Genomic DNA, 22,533 nt, shown 5'->3' with positions numbered 1-22,533 from the left:
GTGAACTCCAGCGATCCTTGCGAAAGTACGGGCACCGGGAGGCTGTTCGAACTCGATGCCGCGACCGGCGGCATGCTCACCTATCCGGTGCTGGACACCAATGGCGATGCCGACATTACGTCCTCTGATATCAGGGTCAGCGGCATCTCAGTGGGTACGGGGATTCCGAACCTGGCCTCCATCGTCAACGGGACGAACGGGGCGAACGACAACAAGTATTTGCTCGACTCAAGCGGCGGTAACCCCACGAAGTTGCTGGAGAAGGGCGGTACGGCGAACGTGTATCAACGCATCATGTGGCGACAGATTCAGTAGGAAGACGACCCATGCAAAGAAGATCGGCAGGTTTTACGCTCATCGAATTGATGATCACGGTAGCGATCATCGGCATTCTCGCGGCGATTGCTTATCCCAGCTACACCGAGTACGTGAAGAAGACCCGTCGGGCCGAGATCGCCGAGGTGTTGACAGAGCAGGCTCAGACCCTTGAGCGCAGCTACTCGAGAAACAACGGCACCTATTCAGGCACGACCGGCCTTTCCACCGGCAACGCTTACTACACGATTACGTCGACCGTTAACGCACAGGACTTCACGCTGACGGCCGCTCCGATCAGTACGGGAATGATGAACAATGACAAATGCGGAAGCTTCGTCATTACCAACACGGGCGCGAGAAGCAATACCGGTCTGGCGACAGGCACTACAAGCGCGACCTGTTGGGGCCGTTGATCTCATTCATCTGATAACGGGCTGATTATGTCCAGGCAACACGTAGTCATCGTCGGTGGGGGCGTCATCGGGCTGCTCACCGCCTTCAACCTCGCTTCAAAAGTCCAGAGTGTGGTGCTGCTCGACCGTTCGGGTGTCGGGCAGGAGTCTTCATGGGCGGGGGGCGGGATCGTTTCGCCGCTTTACCCTTGGCGCTATAGCCCAGCGGTGACGGCGTTGGCGCATTGGTCGCAGGATTTCTATCCCCAGTTGGGCGAGCGCTTGCTCGAAGCGACCGGTGTCGACCCCGAGGTGCACAGGACCGGCCTTTACTGGCTGGATCTGGACGACGAAAAAGAAGCGCTGGAGTGGGCGGCTCGGGTGGGTCGGCCCTTGGTCCCCGTGGATATCTCGGCAGTGTACGACGCTGTTCCGGTCATGGGCGGCGGTTATTCGGGCGCGGTCTACATGGCCGATATCGCCAACGTGCGTAACCCCCGGTTGGTCAAGTCGTTGAAGGCCGCGTTGCTGGCAATGCCCAATGTCACGATTCATGAACAATGTGAAGTCAGTGACTTCGTGCGCGATGCCGACAGGGTTATCGGCGTGAGCACACCCGCGGGCGATGTCCTGGGTGACAGCGTGGTGTTGGCGGCGGGCGCCTGGAGCGGCGACCTGCTGGGCAAACTCGGGCTTGAGCTGCCTGTGGAACCGGTCAAGGGGCAGATGATTCTGTACAAATGTGCGTCGGATTTTCTGCCGAGCATGATCCTCGCCAAAGGCCGCTATGCCATTCCGCGTCGAGATGGGCACATCCTGATCGGCAGCACGCTGGAACACGAAGGCTACGACAAGACCCCGACAGGCACGGCGCTCGAAAGCCTCAAGGCCTCGGCCGTCGAACTGATCCCGGCACTGGCCGATGCTGAAGTGGTCGGCCATTGGGCGGGACTGCGGCCCGGGTCTCCCGAAGGCATCCCGTTCATCGGTGCGGTGCCAGGTCATGAAGGCTTGTGGCTCAACTGCGGACACTACCGCAACGGCCTGGTGCTCGCGCCAGCGTCGTGTCAGTTGCTGACGGATTTGTTGGTGGGAGATGCGCCGATCATCGATCCGGCGCCTTATGGGCCGGGCGGCAGGTTCCGAATTTAATCACCCATCGCGCCCTGCACCTGAATATGCAGGGCTTCGGTGCTGGTAAGTAACTCTTTGAGCAGCGGCTCGTCGACATCCATATAACCTTCATACTCGGCCAGGTTGCGACGCTCGTGACACAGGGCGAACAAGCGGACCTGGACTTTATCAAGCGCGATAGTGTGAGGCAGGCACTGGAACACGAGATATCGCCTATCCGAGCGATAGCCCTTCAAGCGTAGCGCGGTCAGGGCTAGTGCGTGGGCTGCGTTGTAGCCGAGGTCGAAACGACTGGCGTAAGAGAGGGTAGGNATCTTTCCTGTCGGGTGGTTCAGCTTTCAGTCCGCCGCTGCGTACAAGATTGTCCAGATTCTCATTGCTGCCCATTCCGTGGCATCTCCTATGTCTGTCCGATGACCTCAATCTTGTCCTGCTCCGCCACTCTCACCACGAAACTGTTACCCGACTCAAGCTTGGCTTGCCAGTCTGCCGGTGTGTAGAGCGTTGGATTGATCGTCCTGCCCAGCGATTCCTCGAGCGGGATCATACGCTCCATCACTTCGCTGTAGCTGATCCCTTCAGCAATCAGCATCAGGTCAATGTCGCTGGATGTGTTCGCAGTGCCTTTTGCGATGGATCCATATACGAACGCTCGCTGAATATGATCGGCGAGCGGAATCAATGCCTGTCGAAGGTGGTCGGCAATCCCGAAAGTTTTGCGCACGATCGCCACCAACTCCCCGAACACAGGGCTGTCGGGGTTTGCCTGATAGTGGATTTGATTGCCTTGGCGGGTTGCAGTGAGCAAACCTGCCGAAAGGAGCCTGTCGAGCTCTCTGACCACGCTCCCTTTTCCGACTTGTGCCGAACGGCCTATCTCGTTGGTGTAGAAGCTCCTATCCGGATTTCCGTATAGCAACCCGAGCAGCCGCTGCTGAGTGGTGGTAAAGAGCGCATCAGCTATGGACATAGAGGATTCACTGGATAAGTCCCAAAAAGGGAACGATAAGTCCCTTTTTGGGACTTATCAATGAGTGGCCGGACGAGCTGTCACTCTAGCCCCAACTTCTTCAATCGATACCGCATCGACCTGAACGTCAGATTCAGTCTCTGCGCCGCCGCCGTTCGGTTCCAGCGGGTCTCTTCGAGCGCTTGCAGGATCAGCTTGCGTTCGATGCTTTCCAGATAGTCTTCAAGGTTGTCGATATCCGCCAGGCTCGGGCCGTCTTGCTCGCTGGCACTCGCGGGTTCGGCGAGGCGCAGGTCGTCGTCGTTGATCTGGTCGTTTTCGCAAAGGGTGTACGCGCGCTCGAGCATGTTTTCGAGTTCGCGCACGTTGCCGGGAAAACGGTAGCCCTTCAATGCAACCAGCGCTTTAGGGGTCAGGCGGGCCGGGGGCTGATCAGAGCCGTCAGCCAGGCGACGAAGCACATTGCTGGCGATTTCTTCGATGTCTTCACGACGCTCGCGCAATGGCGGGACGCGCAGCTCGATGACGTTGAGCCGGTAATACAAATCTTGCCTGAAGCGCTGGGCGGCGACTTCCACATTCAAGTCTTTGTGGGTTGCACAGAGAACGCGGACGTCGACGACCTGTTCTTGCTGCCCGCCCACTGCGCGCACGGATTTTTCCTGAATCGCGCGCAGCAATTTGACCTGCATTGCCAGCGGCAGGTCGGCGACCTCGTCCAGAAACAGCGTTCCGCCATTGGCGGCCTGAAAGAGCCCGGGCTTGTCCTCATGCGCGCCGGTGAAGCTGCCTTTGCGATGACCGAAGAACTCGCTTTCCATCAGCTCCGCAGGAATTGCCCCACAGTTGACCGGCACGAAGGGCTTGTCGACGCGTGGTCCCTGCTCGTGAATCAACCGGGCGACCAACTCCTTGCCGCTCCCCGACTCGCCACTGATATAGATCGGCGCCTGGCTGCGCGCCAGCTTGCCGATTTGCTTGCGCAAGGCCTGCATCGGCGGCGAGTTGCCCAGAAGGCGGTTGTCGATACTGTTTTCGTTGGAAGGTGAAGCGTGCAGCAGCAGAGCGCTGCCAACCAACTCACGCAATCGGCCAAGGTCCACCGGTTTGGTGAGGAAGTCGAAGGCGCCCGCTTTCAAGGCATGGATGGCTGTGTCGAGGCTGCCGTAGGCGGTGATCATCGCCACCGGGACCTGTGTGTGGCGTTTCTGGATGTGTTGCACCAGTTCCAGGCCATTACCGTCGGGCAAGCGCATGTCGGTCAGGCACAGGTCGAACGGCTCGCGGGCCAGCCAGTCCTGGGCTTCCTTGACGTTACGCGCACATCGGGTGTCCAGCTTCATTCGCCCCAGTGTGATCTCCAGCAGTTCGCGAATGTCCGGCTCATCGTCGACGATCAGGATCTTTTGCCGTTGGCTCATGTTCAACTCAATTTGAACGGATGGGCGAAGGTGATCCGCATACAGCAGCCGCCACCTTCCCGTGGTGTGTAATCCAGGTTCGCTTGATTGCTTTCGCACAATTCTCGCGAAAGGTACAAGCCCAGGCCGGTCCCTTTGCTTTCAGTCGTGAAAAAAGGCTCGAATATCTTGGTCAGGTGCTCATCCGCAACGCCGGGGCCGTCGTCGAGCACTTCCATGCTCGGAAGGTCGCTATGGGAATCATGAAACAGCCGCAGCCACACCTGGGCTTTTTCATGCAGCTGTCCGCTGTAGCGCAGGCCGTTCTGCACCAGATTGGTCAAGACCTGTTGCAGTTGTTCGGCATCCATGCGCGTGGTCAGGGTGCCGAAACCGATCTCCAGGTGCACGGCCTGTTCGGCCGTTAGTCTGCTTCGCAGATCGCTGACGAAATGTTCGAGCCACTGCCTGAGGTCCAGCAGATGGGGCTCGGTCTGACGCCGGCGAGACAACTGCAAGACGTTCTCTATGACCAGATTCATACGTCGCGATTGATCCTGGATGATTTCACTGAGACGCCGGTCCGGCGAGCTCAGTTCCTCGGATTCATGGAGCAGTTGCGCGGCATGACTGATCGCGCCCAGGGGATTGCGGATTTCGTGAGCGATCCCGGCCGTCAGTCGGCCCAGCGCTGCAAGTTTGAGCTGCTGGGCTTGCTGAGAGATTTGCGACAGATCGTCAAGGAACACCAGCGTATGGCGATGGGTTCCACGGGTAAGCGCGATGAACCCTGGGCGCAGCACGGGGCCGATTGCCGAGGTCGTGATGCTTCGCGGCGCCATGGATGAATTGATCAGCCATTGCCGAAGTCGCTCGACCAGTTGTGGAGAGTAGGGGTCAATGATCTCCCCGAGCAGGCGCTCGTGGCCCAGCAACGTCAGCGCACTCTGGTTGGCGAGAAGAACCTGACGATTGGCATCAAGTACCAGAATCCCGGTGCGCATCCGTTGCAGGATCAGCGCGTTCAGCTCTTCAAGATTATCGACGTCGGCAGCACGCTGCTCGGCGATGTCTTCACTGACCTGAAGCCGGCGGGCCAGCGTTTGCACCAGCAGCGCCGCGGCGAAGCACAGCGCGCCGAGAGAGCCTGCCTGAACGAAATGATTGGCCGCCGCGGGCTTGTGATAACTGATGAAGAACGTCAGATAAATGATGCCAATGGCCGAAACGGCGGCAATCAGCAGGCCGGTACGCTTACGCAGCAGCACGTTGCTGATGGCCACGGAGGCGACGATCAGGTTGCCGATACCGCTGGGCGCGCCGCCGCCTGCGTAGAACAGTGCGCACAGCATCAGCGCATCGGTCATCGCCAGGGTGAAGAGCTGGCCTTGGCGAGTGGGACGCTCCAGCAGCACGACGACGAGAATGTTGAACACCAGGTACAGCCAGCACCCGGTGCGAAACAACTCGATGTCCGCCATTTCCAGCAGTTCGGCGTCCAGACTGCTGGATATCAGCAGCACCAGCAGAATGCCGATGCTCAGACGATAGAGGTGATACAGCCGCAGAATACGCTGGGCTTGAGGTGTCGCCAGCGACAGGGTCTCAGCGGTCACGTGCAGCGGGGCCCTGTAATCGATGCGCTTCGGTGCAGTACCACTGCTGGTCCTGACTCAGCGCACGGTCTCGCGGCACATGCACCCCACATTGCGCGCAACGCACCATGGGCGCCGCGTCGATTTCCGGCGCGGCGGGTTTGGGGCGCGGGGTGGGCCCCTTGGCCAGACGTTTGAAGAACCAGATGACCGCGAGGATCAAGGCGATCCACATAATCAAGCGAACCATGTCTACCAGCTTATGAAGTGAAGATGCCGCAGTGTAGCCAAGGCGCTGTCAGGCGGACAGTGATCTGCATCGTTCTGGGCTATCGGGAATGCGTCTGAAATGAAAAGAGGCCCCGAAGGACCTCTTTTCTGATGTTGCCGTGCGGACTGTGATCAGTCGAACAGGCCAAAAGTCATGTAGCTGAAGATCGAACGGCTTTTTGGCGTGCCGTCGTCATCCTGGTTCGTCTTGTCGGCTTCCTCGGATTGATTCTCCGGCAGCAGATCAGCCGGGATGGCCTCCTTGGCGTCTTCATACTGCTTGATCACGTCCTGGTTGGCGCGGGTTTCTCCCGGCGGCAGCGGCGGACGACTTTCGATCAGACCCAGGGTTGCCTTGGACAGCCACGAACGGTTATCCGGATCCGGCGTGCGCGGTTCGAACTTGCCATCGGCCAGTTGCGGGAAATCCGGGTAGTTGGTTTTCAGGACCTGCAGGCTGGTGTCGGCCAGATCGTTCAGTTGCAGACGCTGATACGCCTCGACCATGACCGCCAGGCCGTCCGGGACCGAAGGGGTTTCCTGGAAGTTCTCCACCACGTAGCGACCGCGGTTCGCTGCGGCGACGTAAGCCTGACGGGTCAGGTAGTAGTCGGCCACGTGAATCTCGTAGGCCGCCAGCAGGTTACGCAGATAAATCATGCGCTGCTTGGCGTCCGGGGCGTAGCGGCTGTTGGGGTAGCGGCTGGTGAGCTGAGCGAATTCGTTGTAGGAGTCGCGAGCAGCACCCGGGTCACGCTTGGTCTGATCCAGCGGCAGGAAGCGCGCGATGATGCCCACGTCCTGGTCGAACGAGGTCAGGCCTTTGAGGTAGTAGGCGTAATCGACGTTCGGGTGCTGTGGGTGCAGACGAATGAAGCGCTCGGCAGCGGACTTCGCGGCCTCGGGCTCGCCATTCTTGTAGTTGGCGTAGATCAGCTCCAGCTGCGCCTGGTCGGCATAGCGACCGAACGGGTAGCGCGATTCCAGAGCCTTGAGTTTCTCGGTCGCGCTGTTGTAGCTGTTGTTGTCCAGATCGGCCTGCGCCTGCTGGTACAGCTCGACTTCGCTGAGGTTTTCGTCGATGACTTCTTTCTTCGAAGAACAGGCAGCGGTAAGTCCGAGGATGGCTATCAGCAGCAGGTGTTTCACTTGCATGGCGGCTTGCGTCCCTATAACGGCCTGCTGTCTTGCGCAGGACCGTCCTGTTATGATGGGCGCCCCGTGGAACCCCCGGGACAAAAGACGCCGTATTTAACCACAAGCGCACAGCCGAAACCAAAGGCCAGTGCCACCTCCTAGTTTGAGCATGTCTGAGATCATTGAACTTCGCGCAGAGGTGCCGTCCGAATTGGGCGGTCAACGCCTCGACCAAGTCGCCGCCCAACTCTTCGCCGAGCACTCGCGCTCGCGCCTTTCCGCCTGGATCAAAGACGGCCTCCTGACTGTGGACGGAGGCGTTCTGCGCCCGCGTGACATCGTGCATGGCGGCGCGGTGCTGGTCCTCAAAGCCGAGCAGGAAGCTCAGGGGGAGTGGGTCGCACAGGACATCGAACTGGATATCGTCTATGAAGACGACCAGATTCTGGTGATCAACAAACCGGCCGGGCTGGTCGTGCATCCGGCGGCAGGTCATGCCGACGGCACGCTGCTCAATGCCTTGCTGCACCATGTGCCGGACATCATCAACGTCCCGCGCGCAGGTATCGTGCACCGTCTGGACAAGGACACCACCGGTTTGATGGTGGTGGCCAAGACCATTCAGGCGCAGACCCAACTGGTCACCCAACTGCAGAATCGCAGCGTCAGCCGCATTTACGAGTGCATCGTGATCGGTGTCGTGACGGCGGGTGGCAAGATCAACGCCCCCATCGGTCGTCATGGCCAGCAACGCCAGCGCATGGCGGTGATGGAAGGCGGCAAGCCTGCTGTCAGTCATTACCGCGTGCTGGAGCGTTTCCGTTCTCACACGCACGTTCGGGTGAAGCTGGAAACCGGCCGCACGCACCAGATTCGCGTACACATGGCCCACATCAATTTCCCGTTGGTGGGTGATCCTGCGTACGGCGGCCGGTTCCGCATTCCGCCAGCGGCCAGCGTCACCATGGTCGAATCGCTGAAGCACTTCCCGCGTCAGGCGCTGCATGCACGCTTCCTGGAGCTGGACCATCCGACGACCGGTCAGCGCATGAGCTGGGAGTCGCCGCTGCCGGATGACTTCGTGTGGCTGCTCTCTCTGCTCAAGCAGGACCGCGAGGCGTTCATCGGATGAACGAGCGCGTGGCTGACTGGCTGATTCCCGACTGGCCTGCGCCGTTTGGTATCAAGGCGTGCGTCACCACTCGTGCGGGCGGCGTCAGTGTCGCGCCGTTCGACAGCTTCAACCTGGGCGATCATGTCGATGATGATCCTCAGGCCGTCGCGCATAACCGGTCTTTGCTGACCTCGCATCTGAACACCCGTCCTGCGTGGCTCAAACAGGTACACGGCATTGATGTCGTCGAAGCCTCGCCGGAGCAGGTGATGCAGGCGGATGCCAGTTGGAGCAAAACCCCAGGCATTGCCTGCACCATCATGACGGCAGACTGCCTTCCTGCACTGTTCTGCAATCGTCAGGGCACTCAGGTCGCAGCCGCCCATGCCGGTTGGCGCGGGCTGGCGGCAGGCGTGCTCGAGGCTGCGGTCGACAGTTTTGCCGATGCGCCTTCTGAAATCCTCGTATGGCTTGGCCCGGCAATCGGTCCGCAGGCCTTCGAAGTCGGTCCGGAAGTGCGCGAGGCGTTTGTCGCGACTCACCCCCAAACCGTCGAGGCCTTTGTGCCGAGCATCAATGCCGGCAAGTTCATGGCCGACATCTACCAGCTGGCGCGTCTGCGTCTGGCCGCCCATGGCGTGACGGCGGTGTACGGCGGCGGTTTGTCCACCTACAACGACGAGCACTTTTTCTCCTACCGTCGTGGCGCACGCACCGGACGGTTTGCATCGTTGGTGTGGATAGACAAATTCTGAGCGCAGGCTCCTACAAAGCGAGTGTTCTTGAATCCGTCACCGCCTGAAAGCCGAGCTGCTACAGGCCATATTCCCTTCAAAATCCTCTCCCGCCAGCTAATGTTGATCTGTGTCAAGCATTCACCGCTTGAATCCTGCGCAATCGGCCACATCTAAAGGCTATCTGGCAGGTTTTCTTCATTAAGGTGTGTTCATTGCTCCGGCCTGCCCATTAGGAAGGTGACCAATGCGTATTGACCGTTTAACCAGCAAGTTACAGCTCGCTTTATCCGATTCTCAATCTCTGGCGGTGGGCATGGACCATCCCGCCATCGAGCCCGCGCATCTTATGCAAGCGCTGCTCGAACAGCAGGGTGGTTCGATCAAGCCCCTGTTGCTGCAAGTCGGCTTTGACATCAACAGCCTGCGAAAGGCATTGAGCAAAGAGCTCGACCAACTGCCCAAGATTCAAAACCCGACCGGCGATGTGAACATGTCGCAGGATCTGGCGCGCCTGCTCAATCAGGCCGACCGTCTGGCTCAGCAAAAGGGCGACCAATTCATTTCCAGCGAGCTGGTGCTGCTCGCGGCAATGGATGAAAACAGCAAGCTCGGCAAGTTGCTGCTGGGGCAGGGCGTCAGCAAGAAGGCTCTGGAAAATGCCATCAGCAACCTGCGCGGCGGCGATGCGGTCAATGACCCGAACGCCGAAGAGTCCCGCCAGGCACTGGATAAATACACGGTCGACCTGACCAAGCGTGCCGAAGAAGGCAAGCTCGACCCGGTGATCGGTCGTGACGACGAAATTCGCCGGACCATTCAGGTGCTGCAGCGTCGGACCAAAAACAACCCGGTTCTGATCGGCGAGCCTGGCGTGGGTAAAACTGCCATCGCCGAAGGTCTGGCCCAGCGCATCATCAACGGTGAAGTCCCGGATGGCCTGCGCGGCAAGCGTCTGTTGTCCCTCGACATGGGGGCGTTGATTGCCGGTGCCAAATTCCGTGGTGAGTTTGAAGAACGCCTGAAGGGCTTGCTCAACGAGCTGTCGAAGCAGGAAGGGCAGATCATCCTGTTCATCGACGAACTCCACACGATGGTGGGTGCAGGCAAGGCCGAAGGCTCGATGGATGCGGGCAACATGCTCAAGCCAGCCTTGGCTCGTGGCGAGCTGCACTGCGTTGGCGCCACGACGCTCAACGAGTACCGCCAATATATAGAGAAGGACGCAGCCCTTGAGCGGCGCTTCCAGAAAGTGCTGGTGGACGAGCCGAGCGAAGAAGACACCATCGCGATTCTGCGCGGCCTTAAAGAGCGCTATGAAGTTCACCATAAAGTGGCGATCACTGACGGTGCGATCATCGCGGCTGCCAAGCTCAGCCATCGTTACATCACTGACCGTCAGCTTCCCGACAAGGCCATCGACCTGATCGACGAAGCCGCCAGTCGCATTCGTATGGAGATCGACTCCAAGCCCGAAGTGCTCGATCGTCTTGAGCGTCGCTTGATTCAGCTCAAAGTCGAATCCCAGGCGCTGAAGAAAGAGGACGACGAGGCCGCGATCAAGCGCCTTGAGAAGCTGCAGGAAGAAATCCAGCGTCTGGAGCGCGAGTACGCCGATCTGGAAGAAATCTGGACGTCGGAAAAGGCTGAGGTGACGGGTTCTGCGCAGATTCAGCAGAAGATCGAACAATCGCGCCAGGAGTTGGAAGCGGCCCGCCGTCGTGGCGACCTCAACCGCATGGCTGAATTGCAGTACGGGGTGATCCCTGATCTGGAGCGCAGTCTGCAGATGGTCGATCAGCACGGCAAGCCTGAGAATCAGTTGCTGCGCAGCAAGGTGACCGAAGAGGAAATCGCCGAGGTCGTCTCCAAGTGGACCGGCATTCCGGTGTCGAAGATGCTCGAAGGCGAGCGCGACAAACTCCTGAAGATGGAAAGCCTGCTGCACGAACGTGTGATTGGTCAGAACGAAGCGGTCGTCGCAGTCGCCAATGCGGTGCGCCGTTCGCGAGCCGGGCTGTCCGATCCGAATCGGCCAAGTGGCTCGTTCATGTTCCTCGGCCCGACCGGTGTAGGTAAGACCGAGCTGTGCAAGGCGTTGGCAGAGTTTCTGTTCGACACCGAAGAGGCAATGGTGCGGATCGACATGTCCGAGTTCATGGAGAAACATTCCGTGGCCCGACTGATCGGCGCGCCTCCGGGATACGTCGGTTACGAAGAGGGCGGGTATCTGACCGAGGCGGTGCGTCGCAAGCCTTACTCAGTGATCCTGCTGGACGAAGTCGAGAAAGCGCATCCGGATGTGTTCAACATTCTGCTGCAAGTGCTTGAAGACGGTCGTCTGACTGACAGTCATGGGCGTACGGTCGATTTCCGCAACACGGTAATTGTCATGACCTCGAACCTGGGTTCTGCGCGTATTCAAGAGCTGGTAGGCGATCGTGAAGCGCAGCGTGCGGCGGTGATGGATGCCGTGAGCTCGCACTTCCGTCCCGAGTTCATCAACCGGGTCGATGAAGTCGTGATCTTTGAACCGCTGGGCCGTGAGCAGATTGCCGGCATCACTGAGATCCAACTGGGCCGCCTGCGTCAGCGTCTGGCCGAGCGCGACCTCAAGCTGGAGCTGACGTCCGAAGCCATGGATAAACTGATCGCCGTGGGTTACGACCCGGTTTACGGTGCGCGTCCGTTGAAGCGGGCGATTCAGCGCTGGATCGAAAACCCGTTGGCTCAGTTGATCCTGTCGGGTGGTTTCATGCCGGGGACCAGCATCAAGGGCACGGTAGTGGATGACGAGATCGCATTCGTCTGATCCTGCCGTCTATCTATATAGAAGGTGCAAGAGGCGCTCCAGAGGGGCGCCTTTTTATGGGACGCGGTTTTGGTGCCAGAAAGCCGGATTTTCGGGGTCTGGGGGCCATCTCGAAAAAAAGTCGCAAATCATTGTCTTAAAAGCAATTTAGAGGGTTGACAGGTGTTTCTGGGAATGTAGAATAGCGCGCCTCAGAGACGTGAACGCAGCGATGCAGACAGGTCGAAGAGACTGAAAATGCAGTAGATTCAGGGTAGTAAGTGCAAGATTCGTCTCGCAAAGATGTACTGAATTTGTTGTGTTGAAGTGCGTCAAACGCTGCATCTGGAAATTGAAATTCCGTGATAGCTCAGTCGGTAGAGCAAATGACTGTTAATCATTGGGTCCCAGGTTCGAGTCCTGGTCACGGAGCCAATTTCAAGAAGTAGTACCGTCGGGGTATAGCGCAGTCCGGTAGCGCGCCTGCTTTGGGAGCAGGATGTCAGGAGTTCGAATCCCCTTACCCCGACCATTTTTGGGTCGTTAGCTCAGTTGGTAGAGCAGTTGGCTTTTAACCAATTGGTCGTAGGTTCGAATCCCACACGACCCACCATTTTTGACCTGGTTGTTTTCGGGTTAAATCTTAGGGAGTGACGCCAGTCGCGTCACCCGCTTGAAATACGCTCTTCGGGGCGTATTTTTGTAACACCGGGGTATAGCGCAGTCCGGTAGCGCGCCTGCTTTGGGAGCAGGATGTCAGGAGTTCGAATCCCCTTACCCCGACCATTTTCGCCCCAGCAGTATCCGGGTAGAAAATAAGGTTCAAACGCCACTCGCGTTGAACCAACAAAAAAGGCGTCCTTCGGGACGCCTTTTTTCGTTTCTCGAACCTTTAAGGCGCTTTCGGCGCGTGTTCCCAATACGCCTCGATCTGGTTCTTCAGATCATCGGGAATCGGGGCGAAGTCCAAAGCGCGGGCGTGGTCCTGACCGCTTTCCAATGTCCAGCGGAAGAAATCCTGCACAGCTTTTTGCCGGTCGGCGTTCTTGGGCTCCTTGTACAACACGATGAACGTAGCCGCCGTGATCGGATAGGCGTTGGCGCCAGGCGCGTTGAGCATCGACAGATTGAAGTCCTTGGTGTTTTTCCAGTCCGCAGTGTCGGCAGCGGCCTGGAAGGATTCGGTGTTGGGCACCACGAAGTTCCCCGCAGCGTTCTGCAAAAGGCCGAAGTTCATGCTTTGCTGTTTGATGTAGGCGTATTCGACATAGCCAATCGAGTTCGGCATCTTCTTCACGTACGAGGCCACACCTTCGCTCCCTTTGCTGCCTATCCCCACGGGCCACTTCACTGATGTGCCCGCACCCACTTTGCTTTTCCAGTCCCCGCTGACCTTCGACAGATAGCTCGCCCAGTTGAACGTCGTGCCCGAGTCATCGGAGCGGTAAACCACGTTGATCTTGTCCGCAGGCAGCTTCAAATCAGGGTTAAGTGCCACCAGCGCCGGATCGTTCCATTTGCTGATCTTGCCTAGGTAGATGTCGGCCAGAACGGAGCCGTTGAACTTCATGGTGCCCGGTCTGATGGATGCGACGTTGATGACCGGCACCACACCTCCGATCACTGAAGGGAATTGTTGCAGCCCCAGTGTCTGCAAATCACTCGAACTCATCGGCATGTCAGTCGCGCCGAAGTCCACTGCGCCTTCTTTGATCTGCGCAATGCCCGCGCCAGAGCCGATGCTCTGGTAGTTCACCTTCACGCCGGTCTTCTGGTCGTAGTCGGTGGCCCACTTGTAAAGCACTGGATAGATGAACGTGGAGCCAGCGCCGGTGACCTCTTGCGCTGCGCTGGCGCCATTCAGCAGGGACAGGTTGAGTGCAATGCCAACGCCTGCGGCCAGCATCATTCGGGAAAACTGAAACATGGATGACTTCCTGTAATCGAGCGACATCGGGGTGTGATGTCTTTATGGGATCACAGTAATCAGCACGTTTTTATGACAGCAAGTGTCTGTAATTGCGCCTGTCGATCAATACGTCCGTGAGGGCGCAGCCGTTTGCGGGCCTTCCCGATAGCGCGCGAGATTTTCCTTCGCTGCCTGACGCAGCAGGCTGATATCAATGCCCACCGCAACGAACTGACAACCCCAGCTCATATACCGCCGTGCGTCGTCTTCAGCCGGGGCGAGGATGCCGCACACCTTGCCCGCCGCCAGCGTTGCATCGACGGCGTGGCGGATATGCTTCTGCACCTCGGGGTGCGACGGATTACCGATATGTCCAAGTCCTGTGGATAAGTCGGCAGGCCCGATGAACACCGCGTCGACGCCATCGACCGCGGCAATGGCCTCGACATTTTCCACGCCAGCGCGAGACTCCACCTGCACAATGAGGCACAGCTCATCATGCGCGGTATTCAGATAATCCGGCACGGCATCCCAGCGTGTGGCGCGGGTCAGGCCGCCACCGACGCCGCGAATGCCATGGGGCGGATAGCGCATGGCTTGCACCAGCGCGCGTGCCTGTTCTGCAGATTCGACCATCGGCACCATCAGCGTCTGCACGCCGACATCCAGCAACTGCTTGATCAGCACGGCGTCGCCAGTCACTGCGCGAACCACAGGCGCTGTGCTGTAGGGCATGACAGCCTGCAGCTGCGACAGAATGCTCGGGACGGTATTGGGCGCGTGCTCGCCGTCGATAAGCATCCAGTCATAGCCCAGACCTGCGACGATTTCCGAGGCGTAACCGGTGGCAAAACCGGCCCAGATGCCGTATTGCGGCTCGCGTTTGGCCAGCGCAGCCTTGAAAGCGTTGTGCGGCATTTTCATGCTCGACTCCTGTCAGTGGGTATAGGGACGATGCAGTTGGCACTCGGGGTTGAGCGTCACGCCAAAGCCCGGTTGGTCGAGTCTAGACAATCGCATGCGGCCATTTTCCGGAACCGGTTCACCCAGCAGTTGCGGATGAAACATCGGCACCACTTCGTCCGCCTTCGGCGCCATCATCAGAAATTCGGCGAAGGGGCTGTTGGTGCGCGTCGCGACGAAGTGATAGCTGTACACCGAAGACCCGTGGGGTACGACCATCGCGTTGTGTGCATCGGCCAGCGCCGAAATCTTGATCAGCTCGGTAATGCCGCCGCACCAGCCCACATCTGGCTGAATGATGTCGCAGCACCCCATCTCCAGCAACATGCGGAAGCCCCAGCGGGTGGCTTCATGTTCACCCGTAGTGACCAGCATGCCCTTGGGTACGTTCTTGCGCAGTTCGGCGTAACCCCAATAGTCGTCGGGGGAAAGCGCTTCCTCGATCCATTTCAGCCCGAACTCCTGAGCGCCGATGGCCAGTCTGGTGGCGTAATTGAGGTCCAGACTCATCCAGCAGTCGAGCATCAACCAGAAATCCTTGCCCACGCGCTCGCGCATCACCGCCAGCGCTTCGAGGTTTTTACGCAGGCCTTCTTCGCCTTCAGCAGGGGCGTGGTGCAACGGCAGTTTCCCGCCTATGAAGCCCATTTTCTGCGCCAGGTCCGGGCGTGCACCCGTGGCATAAAACTGTAATTCATCACGCACGGCGCCGCCCAGCAGCTGATGAACCGGCTCCTGTCGCACTTTTCCGAGCAGGTCCCACAGCGCCAGATCGATGCCGGAAATGGTATTGATCACCAGCCCCTTGCGGCCGTAGTACTGCGAAGACAGGTACATTTGATCCCAGATTTTTTCAATGTCGGTGACCTTGGCGCCTTCGACAAAACGCGCCAGGTGTTTCTCGACGATATACGCCGCCGGCTCGCCGCCGGTGGTCACGGCGAAGCCGACGTTGCCCGCCGAATCCTCGATTTCCACCACCAGCGTGCCGAGCACGTTGATGCCGAAGCTACGGCGGCTCTGGCGGTATTCCGGGTATTTACTCATGGGTGTGGCGATGTGATCGTCGATCCAATGGCCATCGCCCTGATCGTGATAGTCGGCACCACCGCCCCGCAGAACGAAAGCGCGGACGTGTTTGATGGTTGGCGTGCTCATGGAGACTCCTGTGATTCCAGTGAATGGCGATCAGTGTTGATAGGTCGGCAGCTTGTGCGCCGCGCTCGATTTGGGTGGCCGGATGCCCATGATCAAAGCCGCTGCGATCAGGGTGGTTACCGACAAAAGATAGAGGCCGGCGGTGGGTGTCTGAAATGCGCCTTCGGCCCAGTTCTTGATGATTGGCGCGATGAAACCGCCCAGCGCACCGAAGGAGTTGATCAGCGCTATCGCGCCTGCGGCAGCGCTGCCCGCCAGAAAACTACCGGGGAAAGTCCAGAATACGGGCTGCACAGCAATGAATCCGGACGCGGCGAAACACAGTGCGAGGATGGCAAGGAGGGGATTGGCAAAGGTCACCGAAGCCGCAATGCCAAGGCCTGAGACCACCAGCGTCAGGGCCGCAACCAGACGACGCTGACCGGTGCGATCAGCAATCGCCGGAACGCGCCAGGCTGCGATCAGTGCACAAACCCACGGGATCGCGCTGACCAGCCCAACCATGAAACCGACCTTGCTGCCCATCAAGCCGGCGACTTGGGAGGGCAGGTAAAACACCACCCCATAGACACTGGCTTGAATCAGCAGATAAATCGCACACAGGTACAGCACCGCCGGTTGGCACATGGCCTTGAGCGCGCTGCCATGGCCCTGTTTCTGGCTGTCCTCGGCGTCGAGTACGCTTTGGAGTTGGTTGCGTTCATCCACGCTCAGCCACTTTGCGTCGGCCGGGCGGTTGTCCAGGTAGAAGTAAGCCCAGACGCCCACCGCTGTGGCCATCAAGCCTTCAACCGCGAACAGCCACTGCCAGCCGTGGCTGCCGAGCACCCCGTCCAGTTCGAGTAGCAGGCCTGACAGCGGGCTGCCGAAAATGAATGCCAGTGGGGCGCCGAAGTAGAAGAAGCCCATTGCCCGGCCACGCGCGGCCTGGGGGAACCAGTAGGTGAGGTAGAGAATGACCCCGGGGAAGAACCCGGCTTCGGCCACACCGAGCAAAAAGCGCAGCACATAAAAGGTGGTTTCGTTGTGGGCGAACACCATGGCCGCCGAAACCAGACCCCAGGTGACCATGATTCGGCACATCCAGAGCTTGGCTCCGATCTTGTGCAGGATCAGGTTGCTCGGCACTTCAAGTAGCGCGTACCCGGCGAAGAATACCCCGGCACCGAAGGCGAATGCCGTGTCGCTGATGCCGGTATCCGCCTGAAAGGCCTGCTTGGCAAAGCCGACATTGGCGCGGTCAAGGAACGCCATGATGTACATCAACAGGAGGAAGGGCAGCAGACGCCATGAAACCTTGGCCAGCAAGGACGCGGGGAGTGTGTTCACGACAGTTTCCTTTTTGGAATTATTTGACTGCGTACGGCACAGACTCTACTGCCGCGAAACGATGCGCGACCAATCGTTTTTAGCTTAGGATCGATACCCTCACGGTATCGATAAAGAGAGTCGTCCATGGCCGACAACAGTTCGCCTCAGCACCTGTTCAGCCGTCTGCGCTACAAGCACCTGCAAATGCTGGTGGTGCTCGGATCCAGCCTGAACCTGCATCGCGCCTCGATGAACATGCACATGTCGCAACCGGCCGCGACGCGGATGCTCCATGAGATCGAAGATATGTTCGGCTGCGAGTTGTTCGAGCGCCTGCCTCGGGGCATGCGCCCGACGGCATTGGGCAAGGAGCTGTTGCGCTTTGCCGAGTCGGCGTTGAGCGGGTTGGATCGCTGTGCCGCGGACATGCAGGCCAGGTTACAGGGCGGTTATGGGTATCTTGCGATCGGCACGATCATGGGCGCGGCACCGGATCTGGTAATGAACGCGGTGGCCGAGATCAAGGCTCTCAACCCGCAACTGCGCATCAGGATCATGGGCGACACCAGCGATCAGGTGATCCAGCTGCTGGAACAGGGGCGTATCGACCTGGCCATCGCCCGACGTAACGCCGCCACAGACCGCGAGCATTATGAGTTTGAGCCTCTGGGCAACGAACAGTTGATGGTGGTGGTGCATCAGGGGCATCCCCTGGCCAGGCGTCGCAAGCTGGATTGGGCCGAACTGGTCAGTGACTGGCCCTGGATTCTGCAACCGGAGAGCAGCCCGGCGCGCATTGCCTTCGATCAGGCCCTTGAACGTCTGGCATTGCCGGCACCCGCCGACATCATCGAGTGCAGTTCGGTGTATTCGATGCAGCAACTGGTGCAGCTGACCGACGCGATCATGGTGCTGTCTGAATCTGCCCTGCGGGACTATTTGAAGATGGGCCTGGTCAAGGCGTTGCCGGTCAGTATCGAGGAGCGCATGGCGCCGTTCGGTTTACTGACCCGCAAGGGCGAGGCGGCCAGTCGCGAGCGGGTGCAGTTCATTGAGCTGCTTCGTCGTAGTGCTTCAGGGCAGACGTTCGCGTCGGATTGATGATCCATCCGGACCTGGCGGGTGCGCATTGGCCGCGCCCGGTATAGACTCCCGACAGTCTTTTCAGGATCGGCCGGAATATGAAAGCGCCAATTCCTCCATATGAAAAAGAGCGCCTCGAAGCGCTACATGGGCTTGAAATTCTCGATACACCTGCCGAAGTCTCCCTCGACCGGATCACCAGGCTGGTGGCGCGCGTGCTGGATGTGCCTATCGCGCTGGTATCGCTGGTCGACGAGGACCGGCAGTGGTTCAAATCCCGCACGGGTCTTGAGGCAAGCGAAACGCCGCGGGAAATGGCGTTTTGTGCTCACGCCATCTTGCAGACCACACCGCTGGTGGTGCCAGATGCCGCTGAAGATGAACGCTTTCGCGATAACCAGTTGGTCACCGGCGCTCCCCATATCCGTTTTTACGCAGGCGTACCCATCCGCACCAGCAAGGGGTTTGCCGTTGGCACCCTTTGCGCAATCGATGAGCGTCCTCGCGAACTGACTCAGGAAGAAATCGACACGCTGCGGGATCTCGCCGACATCGTCAGCCGCGAGATGCAGTTGCGAGAAAACCTGATGCTGGCGCGGATGCAGAAGAATCGCTCCGATGCATTGTTCAAGGCCAGTGAGGCTGGCTATCGCTCGATGTTCGAACTGGCGTCGGTGGGCATTGCGCTGGTAGCACCCGATGGCGGCTGGATCAGCGTCAATGCGGCCCTTTGCGACATTCTTGATTACACGCCTGCCGAACTCAAAGACCTGACCTTTCAGGACATCACCCACCCCGATGACCTGAACACTGACATGGAGTTGCTGCGTCAGCTGATCGACAACGAAACCGATCGATACCAGCTGGAAAAGCGTTACCTGCGCAAAGATGGCAGTTCAGTCTGGGTCAGCCTCAGTGTCACCAAGAAACTCTCCGAAGACGGGAATCTGGAATATTTCATCTCGATCATCCAAAACATTCAGGCGCGCAAGGAACTGGAGCAGGAAGCGCGGCATGATGCGTTGACCGGGCTTTATAACCGACGGGCGCTGGATGCGATTTTGCCTATCGCCCAGGCCCGTGCCGACCGTTCAACGAAGCAAATGGCGTTGATGTTCATCGATCTGGATGGTTTCAAGGGCATCAACGACACCTACGGGCATGATGCGGGGGATGATCTGCTACGTACCATTTCTGCGCGTCTGCAAAGCTGCATCAGGCGCACCGACTGCCTGGTCCGGTTGGCAGGAGACGAGTTCATCGTGATTCTGGAGGGCATCGTTCCGGGGGTAGACGAGGCGAGGGAGGTGGCGAGGAAGCTGCTGGCCGCGATTGGCGAGCCGATCATCATCAAGGGCGACGTGATCCGCAGCAACGCCAGTGTCGGTTTTTCCATGTACGAACCCGGTTCCGGCAAGCCGCCGGATGAACTGATGCGCGAAGCCGATCGCTGGATGTACAAGGCAAAGCATCTGGGCAAAGGGCGGGTGATGCCGTAGGGCTTCTGTCGTGATGACATGGATGTCCCGTAGCAGTCCGGCTTGCCGGCGGTCGCGGTCTTGAAATCGCTACCGCCGGCCAGCCGGACTGCTACGGGATTGGTGATGTTTCAGCGGTCACTGATCACTGGGTTTTAGTGCAACTTCATTCTCGGCTCGGTCCCGCGTCCGATCCGGCTGCCCAGCATCAGCATCAGCGTGCGGAACGTGCCGTACAGCGCCATCTGGTGCATGCGGTACAGCGAGATGTAGAACATCCGCGCCAGCCAGCCTTCGAGCATCACGCTTCCAGTCAGATTGCCCATCAGGTTGCCCACCGCCGAAAACTTCGACAGCGAAATCAGCGAGCCGTAGTCCTTGTAGGTGTACTCCGGCAGATCCGATCCCTCGATACGCAGCTTCAGCGATTTAACCAGCAAGGACGCTTGCTGATGCGCCGCCTGGGCGCGAGGCGGGACATTGCGGTCGGTGCCTCTCTGCGGACAGGCCGCGCAGTCGCCGAAGGCAAATATATTGTCGTCGCGGGTCGTTTGCAGTGTTGGACGAACCTGCAGCTGGTTGATGCGATTGGTCTCAAGCCCCGCGATGCCTTCCAGAAACGCCGGAGCGCGAATGCCTGCCGCCCATACTTTCAAGGTGGCGGGAATCACCTGACCGGTCGCAGTCACCAGCCCTTCAGCGGTCACTTCGCTCACTGCCGAGTTAGTCAAAACGGTCACGCCCAGTTTTTCCAGCGTCTTGTGCACCGGCCCACCGATGCGCTCCGGCAGCGCAGGCAGCACCCGAGGCCCGGCCTCGATGACCGTGATGCGCAGGTTTTCCGGCTTGATCTGGCCCAGGCCGTAAGCGGCCAGTTCGTGGGCGGCGTTGTGCAGTTCAGCGGCCAGTTCAACCCCTGTCGCACCGGCACCGACGATGGCGACGTTGATTTCTTCGGTCGCTGCCAACTCGCTGGCGTGGGCACGCAGATAGCGATTGAGCAGTTGCTGGTGGAAGCGCTCGGCCTGCTTGCGGGTATCGAGGAACAGGCAGTGCTCAGCCGCGCCTTTGGTGCCGAAGTCGTTGGTCGTGCTGCCAACGGAAATCACCAGAGAGTCGTAGTCGAGGCTGCGCGCCGGGACCAGCTCATTGCCGTTTTCGTCCAGCGTGGCGGCGAGATGAATCTGCTTGTTCTCGCGATCAAGACCGATCATGCGACCCAACTGAAACTGAAAGTGATTCCATTTGGCCTGAGCGACGTAGTTCAGCTCGTCCTCGTAGGAGTTGAGCGAACCGGCGGCGACTTCGTGCAGCAGCGGTTTCCAGATATGGGTCAGATTGGCGTCCACCAGCGTGACGCTGGCTGTGCCTTTTTTGCCAAGGGTCTTACCCAGACGGGTAGCCAGCTCCAGACCACCGGCGCCTCCGCCGACGATCACGATACGATGGGTCATGGGGATATCTCATAAGGCTTAAGGAATTCTCTAATGGCTCTATCCGAGCGAGCGCAAGGCAGCTCATAGCGTCAGATAGCTCAGTAATCGGCTCAACAGACCCAGCCCGATCACCACGGCCAGGACCACTACAAGGAGCAACCAGGGCTTGAATGGCCGGCGCTCGACTTGGTGCTGCGGTGCGCGAAGGTACTCTTCGACACGCTTTTGGTCCTCGGGGTTCAGGCGGCTGGTCATATAAGCCTCGTCATGAACATTGACCGGCGTCAGGTGACGACGGTTTTCGATGCGTTAACGTCGTTGACGACAGACTCCGGCCGTTCGATACAGCGGATTTCAACGAGCAATGCCGCTTTGTAACATTCGCCCGGGATTTGCGCCATCACAGGCTGATGCCCACGTCGAACACCACGCTGCGGCCCAGATTGGTCCGCAGAAAATCCGGTGCATCAGGGTGTGCGAACAACACGCGGGCGAATGTGGGGCCTACCAGAGAAAGCGAGCGCCAGCCCTGACGCAAGTATTCGGTGGGGGGAGGAAAGTGGCTGTTCAGATCCAGCACTTCGCGCTTCAGGCTGGCGAACGCGATGATGTCCAGCTCGCTCAGGTCGAGCCCGCGCTCCTTGTAGTTGTGGGCTTTTTTGCGCAGCGTCGGGGCCAGGCGCCGCAAGAGCTCGGCGGCAGGAATGCGCTTGGGCTTGGCTTCACGGCGTACCAGTTGGCTCAGGGAAAAAGCACTGCGCCGCCGCTGCAGCTCCTCTCGCCACTCATCGTTGAGACGACGGCCTTCGTCGAGCACGAAGAACACCTCAAAACACGCATCGCGAAACAATACATCCGGCGGTTCTTGCCCGGCGGGCAGAAAATCGTCGGTGCGATGAGGGATGTTCAGGCCTTGCAGCAAGCGCTGGCACACCCAGCGCTCACGCTCCCATTTGCGCGCATTGGACAGAAACGCGTTGGCTTGTTCGGCCTGGATCGTCAGCAGACGTAAGTAGTCGGAGTCATCCATGAGGGCAAGCTTAGCGCTCTGGAGTGAAGATGAAACGTCCGTGAGGACATAATTTAGGCAGAGACCTGGATCGGCTTTTGGTTTTGATTCTGGCAGGAGGCCGCGGGAGCTTGGCTTGCCAGCGATCTGACGCGCAGCGGCAGTAAACTCGGCTGGCTAGGGTGTTCCTGACACAGTGAGGTATCTGATCTTACTGCCGGTACCCGGCAGATCGCTGGCAAGCCAAGCTCCCACGGCCTTTGGCCAGAAGCGAGGTAGTGAGCTTAGCCGAACCTCTACAAATCCCGCTGTTTCCGGAACTGCCCCGGTG

At 59.1% G+C, this 22,533-nt stretch carries 19 protein-coding genes, 4 tRNA genes and 2 pseudogenes; 12 read left to right on the top strand and 13 right to left on the bottom strand.

The genetic code is table 11. The annotated features are described in order from the left end of the window. From D3M70_RS33525 to thiO, 3 genes and pseudogenes are all read left to right on the top strand, one after another. Nucleotides 1–315 (top strand): annotated as a pseudogene (locus tag D3M70_RS33525) (type IV pilus-associated protein); the annotation flags it as partial. Between the two features lie 11 nt (nt 316–326). Continuing rightward, nucleotides 327–731 (top strand): type IV pilin protein, encoded by a 405-nt coding sequence (locus D3M70_RS21420; RefSeq protein ID WP_120127653.1) that lies wholly within the window; start codon nt 327–329, stop codon nt 729–731. 27 nt (nt 732–758) lie between these two features. Further along, the gene (gene thiO, locus D3M70_RS21415) at nt 759–1,862 is read left to right on the top strand and encodes a glycine oxidase ThiO (RefSeq protein ID WP_375233009.1); all 1,104 of its coding nucleotides are present in this window, start codon (nt 759–761) and stop codon (nt 1,860–1,862) included. Here thiO and D3M70_RS33520 read toward each other — a convergent pair. The 6 genes and pseudogenes from D3M70_RS33520 to D3M70_RS21385 all read right to left on the bottom strand — a co-directional run. Continuing rightward, a pseudogene (locus D3M70_RS33520) lies at nt 1,859–2,155 on the bottom strand (hypothetical protein); the annotation flags it as partial. The gene thiO and the pseudogene D3M70_RS33520 sit on opposite strands and share 4 nt — an antisense overlap. Nucleotides 2,156–2,244: 89 nt before the next feature. Beyond that, nucleotides 2,245–2,814, bottom strand: coding sequence for a nucleotidyltransferase domain-containing protein (locus D3M70_RS21405; RefSeq protein ID WP_120127651.1), 570 nt, complete (start codon nt 2,812–2,814; stop codon nt 2,245–2,247). 80 nt (nt 2,815–2,894) lie between these two features. Further along, nucleotides 2,895–4,235 carry a sigma-54 dependent transcriptional regulator gene (locus D3M70_RS21400; protein ID WP_120127650.1) on the bottom strand — a complete coding sequence of 447 codons (1,341 nt, stop codon included), beginning with the start codon at nt 4,233–4,235 and terminating at the stop codon, nt 2,895–2,897. A gap of 2 nt (nt 4,236–4,237) precedes the next feature. Continuing rightward, nucleotides 4,238–5,830, bottom strand: coding sequence for a PAS domain-containing sensor histidine kinase (locus D3M70_RS21395; RefSeq protein WP_120127649.1), 1,593 nt, complete (start codon nt 5,828–5,830; stop codon nt 4,238–4,240). Further along, complete coding sequence (locus tag D3M70_RS21390; protein ID WP_120127648.1) at nt 5,820–6,059, bottom strand: PP0621 family protein; 240 nt, start codon at nt 6,057–6,059, stop codon at nt 5,820–5,822. Before D3M70_RS21390 ends, D3M70_RS21395 begins: the two co-directional genes overlap by 11 nt. Before the next feature lie 152 nt (nt 6,060–6,211). Next, the gene (locus D3M70_RS21385) at nt 6,212–7,234 is read right to left on the bottom strand and encodes an outer membrane protein assembly factor BamD (protein ID WP_120127647.1); all 1,023 of its coding nucleotides are present in this window, start codon (nt 7,232–7,234) and stop codon (nt 6,212–6,214) included. Nucleotides 7,235–7,385: 151 nt separating this feature from the next. Between D3M70_RS21385 and rluD the strand changes: the two genes are divergently transcribed. The 7 genes from rluD (at nt 7,386) to D3M70_RS21350 (ending at nt 12,641) form a co-directional block, all read left to right on the top strand. Next, a complete protein-coding gene (rluD, locus tag D3M70_RS21380; RefSeq protein WP_120127646.1) occupies nt 7,386–8,348 on the top strand; it encodes a 23S rRNA pseudouridine(1911/1915/1917) synthase RluD in 963 nt (320 codons plus the stop codon). Nucleotides 8,349–8,356: 8 nt separating this feature from the next. Then, a complete protein-coding gene (gene pgeF / locus D3M70_RS21375) occupies nt 8,357–9,085 on the top strand; it encodes a peptidoglycan editing factor PgeF (RefSeq protein ID WP_120128382.1) in 729 nt (242 codons plus the stop codon). 226 nt (nt 9,086–9,311) lie between these two features. Beyond that, a complete protein-coding gene (gene clpB, locus D3M70_RS21370) occupies nt 9,312–11,876 on the top strand; it encodes an ATP-dependent chaperone ClpB (protein WP_120127645.1) in 2,565 nt (854 codons plus the stop codon). 338 nt (nt 11,877–12,214) lie between these two features. Beyond that, nucleotides 12,215–12,290 (top strand) — tRNA-Asn (locus tag D3M70_RS21365). A 20-nt stretch (nt 12,291–12,310) separates the two neighbouring features. Beyond that, nucleotides 12,311–12,387 (top strand) — tRNA-Pro (locus D3M70_RS21360). A 5-nt stretch (nt 12,388–12,392) separates the two neighbouring features. Next, nucleotides 12,393–12,468 (top strand) — tRNA-Lys (locus D3M70_RS21355). Nucleotides 12,469–12,564: 96 nt separating this feature from the next. Beyond that, a tRNA-Pro gene (locus D3M70_RS21350) sits at nt 12,565–12,641 on the top strand. A gap of 106 nt (nt 12,642–12,747) precedes the next feature. Here the strand turns inward: D3M70_RS21350 and pstS are convergent. The 4 genes from pstS to D3M70_RS21330 form a co-directional block, all read right to left on the bottom strand. Next, the gene (gene pstS, locus D3M70_RS21345; RefSeq protein ID WP_375233027.1) at nt 12,748–13,761 is read right to left on the bottom strand and encodes a phosphate ABC transporter substrate-binding protein PstS; all 1,014 of its coding nucleotides are present in this window, start codon (nt 13,759–13,761) and stop codon (nt 12,748–12,750) included. A gap of 126 nt (nt 13,762–13,887) precedes the next feature. Beyond that, nucleotides 13,888–14,688, bottom strand: coding sequence for an aldolase/citrate lyase family protein (locus tag D3M70_RS21340; RefSeq protein ID WP_120127643.1), 801 nt, complete (start codon nt 14,686–14,688; stop codon nt 13,888–13,890). A gap of 12 nt (nt 14,689–14,700) precedes the next feature. Next, nucleotides 14,701–15,885 carry an L-rhamnonate dehydratase gene (gene rhmD, locus D3M70_RS21335; protein WP_120127642.1) on the bottom strand — a complete coding sequence of 395 codons (1,185 nt, stop codon included), beginning with the start codon at nt 15,883–15,885 and terminating at the stop codon, nt 14,701–14,703. A 30-nt stretch (nt 15,886–15,915) separates the two neighbouring features. Next, nucleotides 15,916–17,214 (bottom strand): MFS transporter, encoded by a 1,299-nt coding sequence (locus D3M70_RS21330; RefSeq protein WP_120127641.1) that lies wholly within the window; start codon nt 17,212–17,214, stop codon nt 15,916–15,918. A gap of 126 nt (nt 17,215–17,340) precedes the next feature. Between D3M70_RS21330 and D3M70_RS21325 the strand changes: the two genes are divergently transcribed. Both D3M70_RS21325 and D3M70_RS21320 read left to right on the top strand, forming a co-directional pair. Continuing rightward, complete coding sequence (locus tag D3M70_RS21325; protein ID WP_120127640.1) at nt 17,341–18,297, top strand: LysR family transcriptional regulator; 957 nt, start codon at nt 17,341–17,343, stop codon at nt 18,295–18,297. 80 nt (nt 18,298–18,377) lie between these two features. After that, nucleotides 18,378–19,778: a sensor domain-containing diguanylate cyclase gene (locus tag D3M70_RS21320; RefSeq protein ID WP_120127639.1), complete on the top strand. Its 1,401-nt coding sequence runs from the start codon at nt 18,378–18,380 to the stop codon at nt 19,776–19,778. 134 nt (nt 19,779–19,912) lie between these two features. Here D3M70_RS21320 and D3M70_RS21315 read toward each other — a convergent pair whose 3' ends face one another. From D3M70_RS21315 to D3M70_RS21305, 3 genes are all read right to left on the bottom strand, one after another. Further along, on the bottom strand, nt 19,913–21,211 hold the full coding sequence (locus tag D3M70_RS21315; RefSeq protein WP_120127638.1) for an NAD(P)/FAD-dependent oxidoreductase: 1,299 nt from the start codon (nt 21,209–21,211) through the stop codon (nt 19,913–19,915). Nucleotides 21,212–21,274: 63 nt separating this feature from the next. Further along, complete coding sequence (locus D3M70_RS21310; protein WP_120127637.1) at nt 21,275–21,448, bottom strand: DUF3094 family protein; 174 nt, start codon at nt 21,446–21,448, stop codon at nt 21,275–21,277. A gap of 145 nt (nt 21,449–21,593) precedes the next feature. Next, entirely contained in the window at nt 21,594–22,223 is a 630-nt protein-coding gene (locus D3M70_RS21305) for a DUF1780 domain-containing protein (RefSeq protein WP_120127636.1), read from the bottom strand. Nucleotides 22,224–22,533: the final 310 nt, after the last annotated feature.

The organism is Pseudomonas sp. LS-2 (assembly GCF_003605735.1).
Classification (GTDB): domain Bacteria; phylum Pseudomonadota; class Gammaproteobacteria; order Pseudomonadales; family Pseudomonadaceae; genus Aquipseudomonas.
The sequence above is the reverse complement of the archived record's forward strand: the minus strand, read 5'-3'. Positions and strand labels throughout refer to the sequence as shown.